This window comes from Gardnerella bivia, assembly GCF_049262715.1.
Classification (GTDB): Bacteria; Actinomycetota; Actinomycetes; order Actinomycetales; family Bifidobacteriaceae; genus Bifidobacterium; species Bifidobacterium vaginale_A.
Genome location: NZ_CP058399.1, coordinates 627,872 through 644,788, shown reverse-complemented (window position 1 = coordinate 644,788; position 16,917 = coordinate 627,872). Strand labels below are relative to the sequence as shown.

Sequence of the window (16,917 nt, the reverse complement as noted above, 5' to 3'; positions counted from 1 at the left end):
TAAGAAACTGTTATAAAGCATATACTATTAAAATAAAGTAATAGCAGGAGAAAGAAATGACTAACAAAAACAGCAAAGGTCACAACCACCACATAGTAGTTCTTACAGGCGCAGGCATTTCAACTAGTGCTGGCATTCCTGATTTTCGCGGACCAGACGGCGTATGGACTAAGCATCCAGAGCAGATGAACGTTTACGACATAGACGCGTTTTTAAGCAGCGAAGAGGAGCGTATTTACTCTTGGCGATGGCAAAAAGAGTCACCTGTTTGGAACGCTCATCCGGGAACAGCACATAAAGCGCTTGTAAAACTTGAGAAAGCTGGAATGCTAGATTTAATCGCCACTCAAAATTTTGACGCACTCCACGAAAAAGCTGGAAACAACCCAGGCATCATAGTAAATTTGCACGGAAGTATTGGAACATCACACTGCATGAGCTGCCACGCGAGCTATAAAACTGCCGATATTATGCGCGACTTAGACGAGCATCCAGATCCGCATTGCAGACGCGCTCTACCATACCGTAGCAATATGCCTTGCAACGGTTTAATCAAAACAGACGTTGTTTATTTTGGCGAGGCACTTCCTGAAGGAGCAATGGAAAGAAGCGCGCAAGCAATAGTTAAAGCAGATGAATTGTGGGTTATTGGATCAACTCTTGAAGTATTTCCAGCAGCAAGTCTTGTACCGTTAGCAGCGCGCACTGGAGTACCAATCACAATAATGAACCTAGGCTCTACACAATACGACTACTTGGCAGAGCGAATTATTCGCGAAGATATTGCGAAAGCTCTGCCAAAGTTAGTGGACGAAACAATTGCAAAGTGATTATTGCAAAATAACAGCGATGCCTTCCCAAGGTGAAAGCGTGCCATTTTTCACAGAATTAAGCGCATGGTTCACGTCATAAGTTGCAAGAAGCACATCATTTTCAGTAAATCTGCCTAAAGCGCGATTTTGCAATAATTGCGCGCTTTCTGTAGGTATAGGAACAGTAGATTCTGTCATATTAACCATCACAAGCATGCGCTCTGTGGAATATACAGAAGATTTTTCAGAAACTTTTTCAGCAGAATCTGAAGCGAAATCAGTAGGATCTGAAGCAGAATCAGCAGAAGAATCTACAGAATCTACAACAAAATCCTCCTGCTTTTCGCAATCAGATTTAAGTTCGCGCACAAAAGCGTACACGCATTCGTCATCCGCATCAACCAAATTCCAAGAGCCAGCAGAAACAATCGGCTCCGAATGACGAAGCGCAATCAAATACTTGTAAAAAGCGTAAACGGAATCCGAATCTTCCATCTGCTCAGCAGCATTAATGTCTACATAATTAGGATTCACACTAATCCACGGCTCTGAGTTATTTGGCGACTGCACATTAAATGGCATGAATCCCGCGTATTTAGAAGCGTTCCATTGCATAGGAGTTCGAGAATTATCGCGACCACGCTTTGCGAGCGCATCCATCATCGACTCAGCTGACTGAATATGCGCTTCTTCTACGCGCTGCTTAAACATGTTCAATGCTTCCAAATCGCGATACTGTTCTAGACGCGTAAAATGCGCGTTAGTCATACCTATTTCTTCACCCTGATACACGTAAGGAGTACCACGATGCATGTGGAGAAGCATTGCAATCGCCTTAGCAGAACGAACTCGCATCTCGTCACTAGATTCACTCCCCCAACGAGAAAGCGCACGCGGCTGATCGTGATTATTAAAGAACAAGCTCGCCCAACCAGAATCCGCTACCGCATGCTGCTGCTCAGCCATCACACGCTTCAATGCAGTAAGCTTAAGAGGCACAGGATTCCACTTAGTTCCGTTTTCGCAATCAATATCCACGTGATTAAACAGGAACAACATGTCGAGTTCGCTGTGAGCAGGATCGGTAATATACGTGTTGCGATTCGCTGAAATTCCCGGAGCTTCGCCAACAGTCAAAAAACCTTCGCGCCCTTCGAAAACTTTTGCACGCATCTCACGTAAGAATTCGTCTAGACGAGGACCATCCGAGCAGAATGGGAATGGCGAAGAGTATCCGTCAGCTCCGGCTTGCAAATCTTCAATCTGGCAACCATCTTCACCTGGTAAACGTCCTTCAGAATCAACATGCTTAGAAATTTGCGTAATAACATCCATGCGGAAACCGTCAATTCCGCGATCCATCCACCAATTCATCATCTTGTAAATAGCAGATCGGACTGAAGGATTTTCCCAATTCAAGTCTGGTTGCTTTGGAGAATACTGGTGAAGATAGTATTCGCCACGCTTCGGATCGTAAGTCCACGCAGAACCACCAAAATATGAGCCCCACTTATTTGGCTCAGCATCAGGCTCACCAGGCACACAGCCTTTGCGCGCAGGTCTCCACCAATACCAATCCGCGTAATCACTCGAAGCATCTCTTGAAGCCTGGAACCAAGCATGCTCATCTGAAGTGTGATTTACCACTAAATCCATCACAACTTTAAGACCGCGCTCGTGAGCACCAGCCAAAAGCTCGTCCATATCTTCCAGAGAGCCAAAAAGCGGATCAATATCTTGATAGTCGGAAATATCGTAGCCATTATCATCTTGAGGAGATTTGTAAACAGGACTGAGCCATAGCACGTCAACGCCTAAATCAGCCAAATAATCAAGGCGCGAAGTAATGCCCTTCAAATCACCAATGCCATCACCATTAGTATCTTGGAAGCTTCGCGGATAAATCTGATACACAACTGCATTTGCCCACCATGGATTTGGCGTAGCGCCATTTGTGCGCACGGATTGCGGCAAGTTCACTCTGTCAAAAGTCGTCATATAATCCCCATTATTATTTTTATAATTTATATTCTATTATTCTATACTTTAGCTATCTTTGGATTTTGGACGTCTCTTTTCACATGCCATTTAGGTAATTAGACTTATTCTCTTCAAAACAAAGACGCTGGTTATAAGCCAAAGATGCGCTGTATGCTGTAATCTAGAAAGACATAAATAATAAATCATAATGGCGTGATACGAAATATTTATTAAAATAACGATTTATAACGCAACTATTTATACGAGCGGCGGTGACGAAATGAATATTAGCGATGAACTAAATGACAATAATGCGGAGAAAAATTCGAAACGTACGCATATCGGTCGCGAATCACATGTTGTGCCTGGCCGTTTTGGTGAGCCTTTAAAAGTTACAAATGCACAATATTCACAAGGTAATGCTTCAGCTCATCCAACGCATCCAATACTTCTACTTCTTCACGGGTGGGGTTCAAATGAGGAAGATTTATTGGATTTATTGCGAGTTGTAGCACCATATAATGATGCAATCGCGTTACGCGCTCCACTTAAGCTAACGGAAGGCGCTTACAGTTGGTTCCACGATGCTGTGCCTCAGCGAGAAGATTTAGATTACGACATGTACGCTGCAGCAGTCGCAATCAATGAGTGGGTGAGCGAAAATATTCCAGCAAATCGCGATATTGTGCCATTTGGTTTTTCACAAGGCGCGGCGTTAGCAGTGCATGTTTTACGATTGAATCCTGCACGATACCGTGCATCTGTTTCGCTTTCCGGTTTCATAGCCCCTAATACTCCTACTTGCGAATCTGAAATTGCTCTGAAAGATGACGATTTAGCAGAACGTAATATTCCAGTATTTTTCGGCTACGGATTAGAAGATGACGTAATTGCACCTTACGAATTCTCTGCTGCTGCAGCATGGCTTGAAGAACACACTTGGCTTGAAGAACATCGTTACCGTGGACTGGATCATGCTGTTGACATGAACGAAATTAGCGATATTCGCAAATGGTTTGTCACTCACGATATTTCTTCTGGTCTCATGTAAACTTATTTAGAATTATTTAGAATTATGTAAACTTATGTAAAGTTATGATTTATGTAGGATTTAGAATTATTTAGCTTTATTCGATTTCGTTTATTTCTTAATTTGTAAAGTGATTTCATAGATATGCTAGACGAGATAGTATTTGCAATGAATCAAGCCTTGGATTTGGCTCGAGAATCTGCTTCTGCAGGTGAGGTCCCAGTTGGAGCAGTTGTGCTTGACAGCAAGGGCAATATTATTGGCAAAGGCGCAAATATGCGAGAGAAAAACGCTGATCCTCTTGCTCATGCTGAAGTGCTTGCTATGAAATCTGCTGCAATTTCGCATAAATCTTGGAATCTATCTGACTGCACTCTGGTAGTAACTCTTGAACCTTGTCCTATGTGCGCTGGAGCTATTCTTCAAACTCGACTTAAGCGCGTAATTTTTGGCGCATGGGATGCAAAGCTTGGAGCATGCGGATCTGTTTGGGATATTTTGCGAGATCCTCATATAGGATCCCATCCGGAAGTTATTGGCTCAGTATGTGAATCTGAGTGCGCGCAGCTCTTGCGAAACTTTTTCGAAAATCACAGATAATCAGAACAATTCTTCCTAAACGCTAAGCTGCAACATTAACTCGCAGCATATAATCGCAAAACACAAATTGCATATAATCCAAGCTATTCACTTAAATTCGCACGATAAAAATTCTCGTATGAGCGTGAAGGAGTAGGTCCACGCTGTCCTTGGTAGTGCGAGCCGTTCACTGCAGAACCATAAGGATTCTCGCACGGTGAACTTAGCTGGAAGAAGCACATTTGACCAATCTTCATTCCAGGCCAGAGCTTAACTGGTAAAGTGCTCACGTTTGAAAGCTCTAAGGTTATATGACCCTCAAATCCTGGATCAATAAATCCAGCTGTAGAATGAGTCAATATTCCAAGACGTCCAAGCGAACTTTTACCTTCCAAGCGAGCTGCAATCGTGTTATCAAGTTTTACATATTCCCAAGTTGCGCCTAAAGCAAATTCACCCGGATGCAAAATCCACGGCTCATCCGGAGCTACTTCAAATTGTTCTGTAAGCTCACCTTGATTTTCAGCAGGATCTACATACGTATAAGCGTGATTATTAAACAGACGGAAGAACCTATCTAAACGAACATCTATAGACGCCGGCTGTACCATTTCCGGAGTCCACGGAGTCAAATCCAAATGCCCCTCATCATGGGCTTTGAGGATGTCGCGATCAGACAACAGCATAGCGTCAATTCTCCTTGTATGGATATAAGTAAACAAGTAACTTCATTGTTCGCACGAAATAATTCATTGTTTATTTTGTACGAAAATTACAATACAAGCAATTGTAGCGCGTGGCGAGGTCCAACAATTGCGATATCGACATTAAAGTAACCTTTTTTATTAACTCCAAACAATCCATTAAAACAAGTTTTATTGAGAAAAATAATTAAATATGCTTCCATTACGCAAAATAAAACGTGGCGCGAAAAGTAGTCAACAAAAGTATCCTACTAACCACACCACGTTTTATAAATATTTACAAAATGATTGCGAGCATAAGCAGCAAAAACAGAAATTAAGTTTCAGCCTTTACGATTAGCAATAAAACGCAATACGCATTTACGAAGCTCCGAGCCTATTAACACAACCATCGAAAGCCCTAAGCACTCAAACCACTCAGTCCAATCAAGCGGAACAGTTCCAAATGGCTCATTTAAGAATGGTATGTAAATCACAGCCAATTGAAGAACTACAGAAACACCAATAGCACCCCAAAGCCAACGATTTGCAAATAGCCCCACAAACACGCTTTGCAAATGAGAACGAGATGCTAATGCATTAAGCATTTGAGCAAACACAAGAATTGTGAATCCCATTGTTCGCGCGTGAGTTAATTGAGCAGCATGACTTAAAATTGTAGTAGATCTATCGGTAAACAATCCTCCAGACAAATGCATATCCATACCGATAAGAGTAATTGCAGCCATAAGAACACCTATGAATACAATATCTCCCCACATTGGACGGTCGATAACACTATCTTTAAGATTTCTAGGACGTCTGCTCATTACATCATCTGTTTGCGGATCTACTCCCATAGCCAAAGCAGGAGCAGCATCTGTAAGTAAGTTAATCCATAAAAGTTGTGTTGCAAGAAGAGGTAAAGTAACTCCAACAGAATCAGGTTGAGTAATTCCAAGTGCGCCAGCAAAAACTACGCCACCAAAAACAGTGAACACCTCTCCAACGTTTGAGCTAAGAAGATATCGCAAGAACTTACGAATATTATCGAAAATACCTCGTCCTTCTCGAACAGCCGCAACTATAGTAGAAAAGTTATCGTCTGCCAAAATCATTTTTGCAGATTCTTTCGTAACTTCTGTGCCAGTAATACCCATAGCAACGCCAATATCTGCAGACTTTACTGCTGGAGCATCATTGACACCATCACCTGTCATAGCAACAATATTTCCTTGACGTTGCAAAGAAGAAACAATTGCAAGCTTATGTTCAGGAGCAACTCTTGCATAAACGCTTGTTTTGCTAATAGCTTCATCAAAAGCAATATTGTCATCATTCTTAGAAAGAAGATCGTCTAATTCATCTCCAGTAATAGCACGTCCTTCTTCACCAACAATGCCAAGATCTCTAGCAATACGAGTTGCAGTAAGAGGATGATCTCCTGTAATCATAACAGTACGAATTCCTGCACGATGAGCTTGAGCAACACTATCTCTGACTTCAATTCGAGGAGGATCAATAATTCCAACCATGCCATTGTAAATCAAATCAGACTCAATAACATCACTCTGATCAGCAACATCCGCAATCTGTCCAGCGGCATTAGAAACCATTCCTTCAACTTTTGCAAGACTATCTACTCCAAGCGGTCTATATGCCATTGCAAGAGTTCTGTAAGCTTCGCCAGATAAACGCTCTACTGTTGCAAGAATATCTTCACGATCTCCATCAGTAAGCGGACGCACAGCACCTGCTACAGCAATTCGATTGCAATAGGAAAGCAAAACATCTGGAGCACCTTTAGCACAAACAATCAAATTACCTGAATCGGAACCATCTTTAACGACTACAGACATACGCTTTCGCTCTGAAGTAAATGGAACTTCTGCAACACGAGATAGATGTGCATAGCGGCGATCAGCTTTAGTTTTACGCGCTGCAACTATTAGAGAAACTTCCGTTGGATCTCCAACAGGCTGCCAACTACCATTCGATTCATCATAATGCAAATCTCCATCGTTAGCTAAATATCCAGATCCTAAAGCTCCTATAACTTCAGTTTCAAGATTCTTGCCAACTGCAAGATCTGCATCATTTGAACCAAGCAAAACCATTCTGCCTTCAGGTTTATAACCACTTCCAGTAAGCTGAACTTCTCCACTAGGAGTAATTATGCGTTCAACTGTCATTTCATTGCGAGTTAATGTTCCTGTTTTATCGGAGCAAATAACAGATGCAGATCCTAAGGTTTCTACTGAAGATAGCTTTTTTACAACAGCATGATGCTTTACCATGCGTTGAACGCCAAGAGCGAGAACAACTGTCAAAATAGCAGCCAAACCTTCTGGAACAGCAGCAACAGCCAAAGACACTGAAAGCAAAAGCGAATTGATTACGTCTTGTACGCTACGGAAACCTTCAAGTAACCACATTGAAATTAAAACAACAGCAGCAATAATACATACGGCAATTCCAAGAACCTTAGAAACTCTCACCATTTCACGTTCAAGAGGAGTAGATTCTTCATCTGATTTGGAAAGCATATCTGCAATTTTTCCAACCTGAGTTCTCATACCTGTGGAAGTTACAATAGCGCGACCAGTTCCTTGAGTCACAGCAGTACCATTAAATACCATGTTTGTACGATCGCCTAAAGCTTTTGCAGATTGTAAAACATCAGGTTTTTTACTTACAGCCACAGATTCACCTGTAAGACTTGCTTCTGCAACTCGCAATGATGCTGCAGCAATAAGTCGAGCATCTGCAGAAACAGCATCCCCTTCCCCAAGAACTAAAATATCTCCTGGAACTACTTCTGATGTGTCAATTCGCAAAACACGTCCATCTCTTAACACAGAAGTTTGCGGAGCACTCATTCGCGCCAATGCTTCAACAGCTTCTTGCGCACGAGATTCTTGAATATATCCAAGAACAGCGTTAGCAATCAAAATTATGATAATTACGATTGCGTCAAAAGGTAATATTTCCCCTCCATCATTACCTTTGGATTGAGCGCGCTCAACAAACCATGCAATCGCGGAGATAATAGTAGCTGCTATAAGCAAATACACTAGTGGATCTTTGAATTGCTCAAGGAATCGTTTCCATGCAGGTACTTTAGGAGCAGCAGCAAGAGCGTTAGCACCATATTTTTCAAGTCTTAAAGATGCTTCTTCAAAGCTCAAACCTCGAGAAATATCTACATTAAGCGATTGCGCTACTTGTTCCACACTACATAATGACGGATCTTTACTGCTGATAGAAGAATCAGTCTCTTTATCACTGGATTGATCAAGAGCGTGATCAACCATAATTCCCCCCTTGGGAGTGCCGCGGAGTAGTCAATAATCGCGATATATCTATTTTTGCAAGAATCTCAATTATTGCGCGGTTGTGGATTTACTTAATAAACGTAATTATTACAACGAATAAATACCGTTCTATTATGCCATATAACTCGCAGAAATAAAGTACACTACAGCGCGCCGAAATAAATAAAGTACTAAACTAGCGAAAATCACTATTAACCAATAGTGTTTAAAACGTTAATGGCTCGGGGACATGTGAGAATGGAAATATGACTACGAAAAAAGGACCAACCAAGGGCTCTGGTGGGAAACATCGCAATGCATTACGCGGTAAAGGGCCTACTCCAAAGGCAGAGGATCGCGTATATCACAAGGCTTATTTTGCAAAGAAAGCAGCAATAAAGCGAACATTTGCAGATCCTAGATTAGCAGCACGCAGAAGGGTTGATAAGATGGCTGCTGATTCAGATGAAACAGTAATTGGTCGCAATGCTGCATTGGAAGCTCTACGCGTAGGAGTTCCAAGCACTCAATTGTATATAGCAAATAGGATTGAGCATGATGATCGCACTCGCGAAATCGTGAAGTTAGCAGGCATGCAAGGATTGCGGTTATTAGAAGCAGATCGATTGGAAATGGATCGCATTGCTCGCTCAAGCAATCACCAGGGGATTATATTAAAGATTCAGCCTTATAAATATTATTCTCTTCAAGAGCTTGTAGAGAAAGCTGAAAAAAGAGCACGCGCTATGCAAACTGTGGATTCAGCAGAAGTTCGCATAAATTCGCGCCCACTGTTTATTGCTTTAGACGGAGTTACAGATCCACAGAATCTTGGCGCTGTAATCCGCTCAGCAGCTGCCTTTGGAGCTAATGGCGTGATTCTTCCAGAACGCAGGAGCGCTTCTGTAACAGCTGCAGCTTGGAAAGTTTCAGCAGGAGCAGCAGCACACTTGCCAGTAGCTAGAGTTGTAAATTTGAATAAAGCAATTGACGGATTACGCGAACGTGGGTGGTACGCAATTGGTCTTGATGGCGGTGGAGATAAGCTAGTAGGAGAAACCGGATTTGAAACCGACCCTCTAGTTGTGGTTCTTGGCAGCGAAGGTAAAGGCATGAGCAGATTAACGCGCGAAGCTTGCGATGCTATTGCTGAAATACCTATTTCTAGCGCAGTTGAATCATTAAATGCGTCTGTTGCAGCTGGAATTAGCTTATATGCAATATCTAATGCTCGCAGATTGGCAGCGCTCAAGGAAAATAAATAGAAAATAAATAGAAAATAAAATAATCAGAAAATAATAAGAATTAGAAATAATTAGAAATAATTAGAAAAAGAAAAATTTATGAACGAGAAAAATTCCTCCACTCGTACGCATTTTGCTTATATTGAGTGGTTTTCAAAGCATGCCCGTACTCTTACATTCATTGCGTATCTTGCTGTTATTGCGCTCGTAATGTGCTTCCATGAGCCATGGTTTGATGAAGCTCAAAGTTGGCTTATTGCGCGCGACTCATCTTTTACTGATTTGCTTTTACTCCGTCCGCATTATGAAGGACACCCACCACTGTGGACTTTACTTCTCTCAATTCCAGCAAAAACTGGCGTTCCATATGAAATCGGACTTAAAAGTATACAATTTTTGTGCTCTGCGCTATTCGGAGGATGGCTGATTTTCAAATCGCCTTTTAATCGCACAGCTACGCTTTTACTACCTTTCACATATTTTGTATGCTTCCAATATGGCGTAACAGCACGCCCATATGCTCTACTTTGTGCAGGATTGCTAATGAGCGCTAGCTATTGGAAAAATCGCAATTCTGAACCTTGGAAATTATCTTTAACTCTAGTATTTTTGTGCCTAATAAGCGCGTACGGAATCGCACTAGCAGCAGGATTTGCTTTAGCTTGGATCTTACAAGCAATATTATCTTCTGGAATACAAAAAGTTTTTAAAGAAATTACTTGTAACACACAAAGATTTATTTGCTGGATTTTAATAGCAATTGTTGGAGTTCTAAACACAGTTTGCATTTGGCCTGCATCAGACGCATTTGCAACAAGACCTACTCATGATGGCAATTCTAAAATCATACAATGGCTATCTTTTATTTTTGTGATGCCTTCTGAAAGCGCTTTCACATCTTTCTCTAATGACGTGTCTTTAAGACGCATGTCACTAAGCGTACTTGCGACTTTGATTTGCGTAATAATATCTTTAATTATGTGGATTTTTGTAATTCGCATTTCTAGCACAAGGCACACTCTTAGCACGCTGATACTCCCTTATCTCATGCTTTCAATTGTTGCAACGAAATACTTTACTTTGCATCACAGCGGAATCGTGTTCACATTTTTCATTGCTCAAATTTGGATTTGTGTTTCGCAAAGTCCACTAGAGCTTAAAGATATACCTGGTTTTATTAGGAATCTATGCAAATGCTCAAAATCTAACACAGAATCTAACACAGAATTAACTTTGGACTCTAGCTCAAACTTGAGTGAAAGCTCGAATTTAAGCTCAAGCAGATGTGTAAGATGCACAAGATACGCAAGTAGAACTATTTCGCGTATTTTGATTCTCGTTTTGCTTCTTCCAAGCATTATTTGGAACGTATGCGCATGCGTAAACGATATACGATTTGATTACTCTGGATCTAGAGCGCTTGCAAATTACATTTCAAAGAACAACGCTTACAATAAGAGATGGATGGGATCCTGGCTGCATACTGAAGCAATTACAGATTCAAAAGGAAATTCTATTTCTCCAGAAACGAATGATTTACGCCAATACTCATGGCAATTAGTGACTGCTAATCCTTATTTTGCTAAGAATCTTATTAGCTGCAGTCATAAAAATTCTTCGTTTATAACTAACGAATTGCCTACACAACAGCAATCCGATGAAGATATGTCATCATGCTCATCAAAGAAAGAGCCCGATTACTTTGTAACTAGCTCTAACGAACCGTGGTACTACTTCTTGGCTTTAAACTACAACATCTCGCATTATAAAAAACAAGATATTGCGCAAATTGAAACAGCTTGGAAGTCAAAACTTATACCAGGAAAAGTTACTGTATATAAGCGCGGAAATCCTAAAAGCTTTATAAAGTAAAGGAATAGATTTATAAAAGCTCGATATTTGGATGCTTAGCTCTGAATTTGTTCACAGGAGAATCGCTTGCGTACCCAAGAGCGAATCCTGTGAGCAATTCATAGTTTTTTGGAATATCATATTCCGCATCCAGCGGGCTTCTCCAATTTGCTAATACACCTAGAGGGCAAGAATCAACTCCCTCAGACTTAGCTGCTAAGAAAAGCGTTTGTAACATCAATCCTGCGTCCATTGCTGAAAAAGGCATGAAATCGCTTCTAGCAAAAACGAATCCGATTACAGGAGCTCCGAAAGCTTCAAAATTGCGTTTCATATGCGCATTTCTAGCTGCAAAATCATGTCTATCAATTCCTAAATGAGCATATAGAGATAAACCTAATTCAGCACTACGCTGTTTCAAATCATCCGGATACGGCTGCATAACTGGAACATCTCCGTCTGGAGAAGATTGTTCTTCCAACGCTTTTCTTTCATACTCACTTAAAGATTTATCTTTAGATTTCAGCATTGCATCACATTTTTCTAAATAAGACTTCACAATGCGATTCTTGCGCTCACCTTGTGCAATCGCGAGCGCATATGGTCGCGTGTTGCTCCAACTTGGTGATTTAGATGCAGTTTTAAGTATTGAATCCAATATGTCTTTGCTTATTGGAGTATCGAAAAAATCGCGTGCAGAAAATCGCGACTCTGCTAGTTCTGCAAAAGTTTTATAAGTCATATGTATTATTTTATACCTTTGTTTACGAAACATACTGTTGTTGACTGATTTTGTGAAGCGCGTTTCACAAATACAAATACACCCCGATAGCAAGCAAATTATTACTATCGAGGTGCATTATTCTTAACAACTAACGCAATCTGGAAATTAAACTAGAACAATCCAGCGCGCTTAGCACACTAATTTACCAGAATCCGAATGGATCAAAAATTCCTCCATCGTCATCGTCACCGCGCTGCTGAGAATCGTCATCGTCATCCCCGTCATGCTTATTTTGCTTAGGTGCAGGAGCAGGAGCAGGATTTTGCGAATCCTGATTATCTTTATTTCCTTGATTATCTCCGCGCTGAACACGAGAACGAGGATCTTTTCGAGTTTCACCCATTACAGCAGCTTCTTCTTGATTAAATACAACGTTCAGCTTAATAGTATTATTTCCTCTTACAACCGTAAGAGAAGCTTGACCATTCAACGCTGTTGCACGCACGTATCCTAAAAGCGAATAATTACTCGAAACAGGCTCACCATTAAACGCAACTATTGTATCTCCTTCGCGAAGTCCAGCTTTAGCAGCAGGAGTTCCAGCTGTAACAGATACTATTTGCGCACCACCTCTAGAAACATTGTTAGATGTGACTAAAGCATTTCTAATCGTAATTCCTAAAGCTACGTGTTTTACAGAACCATTTTTAATAATCTCGTCTACTACTCGCTTAGTTAAATTAGAAGGAATAGCAAAACCGATTCCTATAGATCCAGGCACGCTACCTTTAGATGAAGATGATGCGATAGACGAATTGATTCCGATAACTTGACCAGCAGCATTGAATGTAGGACCACCAGAATTACCAGGGTTTATAGCAGCATCTATTTGCACAGCATCAGTAACAATCTCAGAACGAGATTTATCGTCCATAACCGAAACAGGTCTATGCAAAGATGAAACAATACCAGTAGTTGCAGTATTAGAGTATCCTAAAGGATTTCCAATAGCCATCACCGCTTCTCCAACAGCCAACGAATTTGAATCAGCGAATTTCACAGGCTGAAGATTTTTAGGAGGATTTACTATTTTCAAAACAGCTAAATCGGTTGTCTTATCTGTTCCAACTACTTGTGCTTTGTATATTTCCCCAGTAGAAAGCGTCACTTGAATTTGCTCTGCACCGGATACTACGTGATTATTTGTAACAATATGACCTTCTGTGTCAACAATCGCACCAGATCCTTTACCTTCCATATTTGCTGAGCGCATTTGTATTGACACAACGGATCTATATACATTTTTCGCAACAGTTGCCCAATCAGGAGCATTGCCGCCCTTGATTATTGCACTACCCTTTCCTCCTGTAACTGCGCTTGAACCTAATCCAGAAAGAGAGCCTGATTGCGGCAAAGATATGAGTCCATTATTGATAGCAAAAAGCGTCATCACAACACATATGATTGCAGAAACAGCAGCAGAAATTATTGCCACCATCACATGAGAAGCAGCAGAATTAGAACGATTAGGATTTGCTTTTATAGGAGGATATTCGTTATACTCTGGCAAATTTCTGATTTCATTTTTCAATCTTTCTTGCAAGTCATCATCTGAATCTGAAGAATCACCAGTTGCGTAGCCCATTGGCTGGTTTGAATTTGCACCAGAATTTGCACCAGAATTTGCACCAGAATTTTGAGAGTCAAATCCTGAATTTTGAGCATATAGCGCAGGCTGAAGTTGATTTAGATCACCTTGATTTGAATCACCTTGTTCGCTTAATTTATCTGAACTTTCACTGTAGTTATCTAAATCATCCAAATTGTAATAAGGGTTTCCAAACTGAGGAGCGCTGCTATTGTTTTTAAAACCGTTATTAGAAGATCCATTATATTGTGGAGAAGAATACGAAGTAGAATTCTGCAGATTTTCAGGAGGAACAGGCGGAAGTGGATTCTGCAGATTCTGAGAATTAAATGGATTTTGATTGTTTAGGAAAGGATTCTGCAGGTTCTGAGAATTTTGAGAATTTTGATAATTTTGCGGATTTTGTACAGCATACGGATTTTGTAGATTCTGCAGGTTCTGAGAATTTTGAGCATTCTGAGAATTCTGCGCATTCTGCGATTGAGTTCCGGCAGCTGCAAAAGAATTAGATTCCGTGTTAGTAATCCTGTACGCACCATATTTTGGAGCAAGTCTGTATGTTTGAGGCTGCTTCTCTTCAGATTCGCCTTCTACAGAACGACTTTCACTATATTGCGATTCAGCTTTTACATTATGATCTTGATTTGCTTGATTATCTGAATCTGCTGCATTCTCTTTAATTACAGTATCGTCATAGTTAGCTTGACTAGCTTGACTAGCTTGACTCTCATCAAGCTTTTTCTCATTGCCATTGTTGTCATACATATCTTCTGCCATAAACACTCCTTAAAATTCTTCCACCAACTTCCACTAATAATAAACCATGTTGTTATTAAACTATACAGTTCTCTATGTTAATTATTTGTGTAATTTATGTACATGCGCGCACGCTTCTATACACGCAATGCTTATACTCGTCTATCAATCACTTAATCTTACTAATTAGCTCTAAGTAATTTATAATTTGAAAACTCCTTAAAACAAAATCCCACACAAAACTCATCTCTAGCTACCTCTCTAAGATCACTATCTCTCCCTATCTCTCGTTATCTCTCGAAACCTCTCGAAACCTCTCACCATATTTGCAATCTCTCACAAACTTTCCCTAAACTCACTATCTCTCACTCTCCAAAACTCTCTCACTCTCCAAAACTCCCGAAACTCGCTATCCCTCAAATCTCTAAAAACCCTCAAAACCCTCAAAACTCCATTTGCTTTTTGTAGCTTATATCTATATATTCATTAAAATGCTTAAAGTTTTGTGAGCGAATCCTTTAAATTAACTGTGTTATCTGTAAAAAGTAATAGAGTAAATCATATGAATAATCTTATTGAGCATCCACGCGGAGCTGAACCAAATAAGCCTGGCGACAGGAGCGAGTTTTATTTCACTTCTAAAACTCGTCTTCCAGATAGTGAAAATGGCAAAGGACTTAATGGCGCTAGATATGGAAGAACCGGCATAATACATACCCCTCACGGGGATATTCACACACCTGCATTCGTTCCAGTCGCAACTCAAGCTGCAATGAAAGCAGTACTACCTGAAACAATTAAAGACTTAGGCGCGCAATGCATGCTTTCCAACGCATTCCACTTATACGAAAGACCAGGCGCAGATACTTTAGATGAAGCAGGTGGATTAGCAAAATTCATGAACTGGAATGGTCCAACTTTCACAGATTCAGGTGGATTCCAAGTTCTCTCTCTTGGAGCTGGTTTTAAGAAAACACTTGCAATGGACGTTACAGGCATGAAGTCAGATGACGTTATTGCAGAAGGCAAAGAGCGAATGGCTTTCGTAGATGAAGATGGAGTAACATTTAAATCTCCTCTTAATGGAGCTAAACATAGATTCAGTGCTGAAATTTCTATGGGCATTCAACATAAACTAGGCGCTGATATTATGTTTGCTTTCGATGAGCTTACAACTCTAATGAACACTCGCCATTACCAAGAAGAATCTGTTGAACGCACTTTCCGTTGGGCAAAGCGCTGTGTTGATGAGCATAAGCGTTTAACACAAGAGCGTTTAGGAAAACCTTATCAAGCGTTGTATGGCGTTGTTCAAGGAGCAAATTATGAAGATTTGCGTAGACGCGCAGCTTCGCAGATTGCTTCTCTTGACTTTGACGGAGTCGGTATCGGTGGAGCAATTGAAAAGCGCATTATTGGAGATACTTGCGCTTGGATTTGTGACGCTATGCCAGAGAATCGACCACGTCACGTACTTGGAATAGCAGCAGTTGACGATATTTTTGCTTGCGTTGAAAACGGTGGAGATACTTTCGATTGTGTAGCCCCTGCTCGATGTGGACGCAACGGTGCTATTTTCACTCGTCACGGAAGATACAATGTAAAGCGAGCCGATTTTAAACACGATCAAGGTCCTCTTGAAGAAGGATGCGATTGCTACACTTGCACACATTACTCAAGAATGTATGTAAATCATTTGCTTCGCGCTAAAGAAATGAATGGATACACTCTTGCAACAATCCACAATGAGCGATTCTTTGTAAAACTTCTAGACGATATTCGTTCTTCAATTGATAATGGATATTTCGAAGAATTTAGAGATGAATCATTAGCTCACTATTATGAGAACGGATCTAAAGGATAATAAAAAACCGTAAGACGATAGTAAGAGGATAGTAATACCAACACGCTTATGTTTATTTGAGTATTTTATTTGCTAAATAAACATAAATATGGTAGCTTTATGCTCTGTATGCGAACGTGGCGGAATGGTAGACGCGCTGTCTTCAGGTGGCAGTGAGCGTATGCTCATGCGGGTTCAAGTCCCGCCGTTCGCACTCTTTGTAAATTGTTGAAAAATCAGCGTTCTTCGCCTGTTATTACACCTTAAAAATAATCTAAATGTGCAAAGTAATGTGCAAAAAATAATCAAAAAAGCAAAAAGCAAAAATCAAAAAATAAGCAAAAACAACGTGTGTAAAAACATAATGCGCAAAAACAAGCAAAAATAATCACAAATAAATAACATATAAAAATAAACAAAAAATAACGTATAAAAAATAACGTATAAAAAACT

The 16,917-nt window shown here is 40.5% G+C and carries 11 protein-coding genes and 1 tRNA gene; 7 read left to right on the top strand and 5 right to left on the bottom strand.

Annotated elements, in window-relative coordinates; all coding sequences use genetic code 11:
- Window positions 1-56: 56 nt before the first annotated feature.
- Window positions 57-830 carry an SIR2 family NAD-dependent protein deacylase gene (locus tag HXT27_RS02730; RefSeq protein WP_103042778.1) on the top strand — a complete coding sequence of 258 codons (774 nt, stop codon included), beginning with the start codon at window positions 57-59 and terminating at the stop codon, window positions 828-830.
- Here the strand turns inward: HXT27_RS02730 and HXT27_RS02725 are convergent, their stop codons facing one another.
- Complete coding sequence (locus HXT27_RS02725) at window positions 831-2,810, bottom strand: alpha-glucosidase (RefSeq protein ID WP_103042777.1); 1,980 nt, start codon at window positions 2,808-2,810, stop codon at window positions 831-833.
- A 262-nt stretch (window positions 2,811-3,072) separates the two neighbouring features.
- Between HXT27_RS02725 and HXT27_RS02720 the strand changes: the two genes are divergently transcribed.
- Complete coding sequence (locus HXT27_RS02720) at window positions 3,073-3,843, top strand: alpha/beta hydrolase (RefSeq protein WP_103042776.1); 771 nt, start codon at window positions 3,073-3,075, stop codon at window positions 3,841-3,843.
- A gap of 123 nt (window positions 3,844-3,966) precedes the next feature.
- On the top strand, window positions 3,967-4,422 hold the full coding sequence (locus tag HXT27_RS02715) for a nucleoside deaminase (RefSeq protein WP_422113195.1): 456 nt from the start codon (window positions 3,967-3,969) through the stop codon (window positions 4,420-4,422).
- Window positions 4,423-4,505: 83 nt separating this feature from the next.
- Here HXT27_RS02715 and dcd read toward each other — a convergent pair whose 3' ends face one another.
- Together dcd and HXT27_RS02705 are read right to left on the bottom strand one after the other, a co-directional pair.
- Window positions 4,506-5,087 carry a dCTP deaminase gene (gene dcd / locus HXT27_RS02710; protein WP_103042775.1) on the bottom strand — a complete coding sequence of 194 codons (582 nt, stop codon included), beginning with the start codon at window positions 5,085-5,087 and terminating at the stop codon, window positions 4,506-4,508.
- Between the two features lie 341 nt (window positions 5,088-5,428).
- On the bottom strand, window positions 5,429-8,398 hold the full coding sequence (locus HXT27_RS02705) for a cation-translocating P-type ATPase (RefSeq protein WP_103042774.1): 2,970 nt from the start codon (window positions 8,396-8,398) through the stop codon (window positions 5,429-5,431).
- Window positions 8,399-8,664: 266 nt separating this feature from the next.
- Between HXT27_RS02705 and rlmB the strand changes: the two genes are divergently transcribed.
- On the top strand, window positions 8,665-9,663 hold the full coding sequence (gene rlmB / locus HXT27_RS02700; RefSeq protein WP_075522993.1) for a 23S rRNA (guanosine(2251)-2'-O)-methyltransferase RlmB: 999 nt from the start codon (window positions 8,665-8,667) through the stop codon (window positions 9,661-9,663).
- A 78-nt stretch (window positions 9,664-9,741) separates the two neighbouring features.
- A complete protein-coding gene (locus HXT27_RS02695; RefSeq protein ID WP_075522994.1) occupies window positions 9,742-11,514 on the top strand; it encodes a hypothetical protein in 1,773 nt (590 codons plus the stop codon).
- Window positions 11,515-11,524: 10 nt separating this feature from the next.
- Here the strand turns inward: HXT27_RS02695 and HXT27_RS02690 are convergent, their stop codons facing one another.
- Both HXT27_RS02690 and HXT27_RS02685 read right to left on the bottom strand, forming a co-directional pair.
- On the bottom strand, window positions 11,525-12,235 hold the full coding sequence (locus HXT27_RS02690; protein WP_103042773.1) for a nitroreductase family protein: 711 nt from the start codon (window positions 12,233-12,235) through the stop codon (window positions 11,525-11,527).
- Between the two features lie 184 nt (window positions 12,236-12,419).
- Window positions 12,420-14,642 carry a trypsin-like peptidase domain-containing protein gene (locus HXT27_RS02685; RefSeq protein ID WP_233186080.1) on the bottom strand — a complete coding sequence of 741 codons (2,223 nt, stop codon included), beginning with the start codon at window positions 14,640-14,642 and terminating at the stop codon, window positions 12,420-12,422.
- 541 nt (window positions 14,643-15,183) lie between these two features.
- Between HXT27_RS02685 and tgt the strand changes: the two genes are divergently transcribed.
- Both tgt and HXT27_RS02675 read left to right on the top strand, forming a co-directional pair.
- Window positions 15,184-16,485, top strand: a complete 1,302-nt coding sequence (gene tgt / locus HXT27_RS02680; RefSeq protein WP_103042772.1) for a tRNA guanosine(34) transglycosylase Tgt — start codon at window positions 15,184-15,186, stop codon at window positions 16,483-16,485.
- Between the two features lie 110 nt (window positions 16,486-16,595).
- Window positions 16,596-16,678, top strand: a tRNA-Leu gene (locus tag HXT27_RS02675).
- The last annotated feature ends 239 nt before the right edge of the window (window positions 16,679-16,917 follow it).

Bases quoted from the DNA above. Each gene is read 5' to 3' on its own strand.
- dcd (WP_103042775.1), bottom strand. From the start codon at position 5,087: ATGCTGTTGTCTGATCGCGACATCCTCAAAGCCCATGATGAGGGGCAT.
- HXT27_RS02720 (WP_103042776.1), top strand. From the start codon at position 3,073: ATGAATATTAGCGATGAACTAAATGACAATAATGCGGAGAAAAATTCG.
- HXT27_RS02715 (WP_422113195.1), top strand. From the start codon at position 3,967: ATGCTAGACGAGATAGTATTTGCAATGAATCAAGCCTTGGATTTGGCT.
- HXT27_RS02690 (WP_103042773.1), bottom strand. From the start codon at position 12,235: ATGACTTATAAAACTTTTGCAGAACTAGCAGAGTCGCGATTTTCTGCA.
- rlmB (WP_075522993.1), top strand. From the start codon at position 8,665: ATGACTACGAAAAAAGGACCAACCAAGGGCTCTGGTGGGAAACATCGC.
- HXT27_RS02685 (WP_233186080.1), bottom strand. From the start codon at position 14,642: ATGGCAGAAGATATGTATGACAACAATGGCAATGAGAAAAAGCTTGAT.
- HXT27_RS02730 (WP_103042778.1), top strand. From the start codon at position 57: ATGACTAACAAAAACAGCAAAGGTCACAACCACCACATAGTAGTTCTT.
- HXT27_RS02695 (WP_075522994.1), top strand. From the start codon at position 9,742: ATGAACGAGAAAAATTCCTCCACTCGTACGCATTTTGCTTATATTGAG.
- HXT27_RS02725 (WP_103042777.1), bottom strand. From the start codon at position 2,810: ATGACGACTTTTGACAGAGTGAACTTGCCGCAATCCGTGCGCACAAAT.
- tgt (WP_103042772.1), top strand. From the start codon at position 15,184: ATGAATAATCTTATTGAGCATCCACGCGGAGCTGAACCAAATAAGCCT.
- HXT27_RS02705 (WP_103042774.1), bottom strand. From the start codon at position 8,398: ATGGTTGATCACGCTCTTGATCAATCCAGTGATAAAGAGACTGATTCT.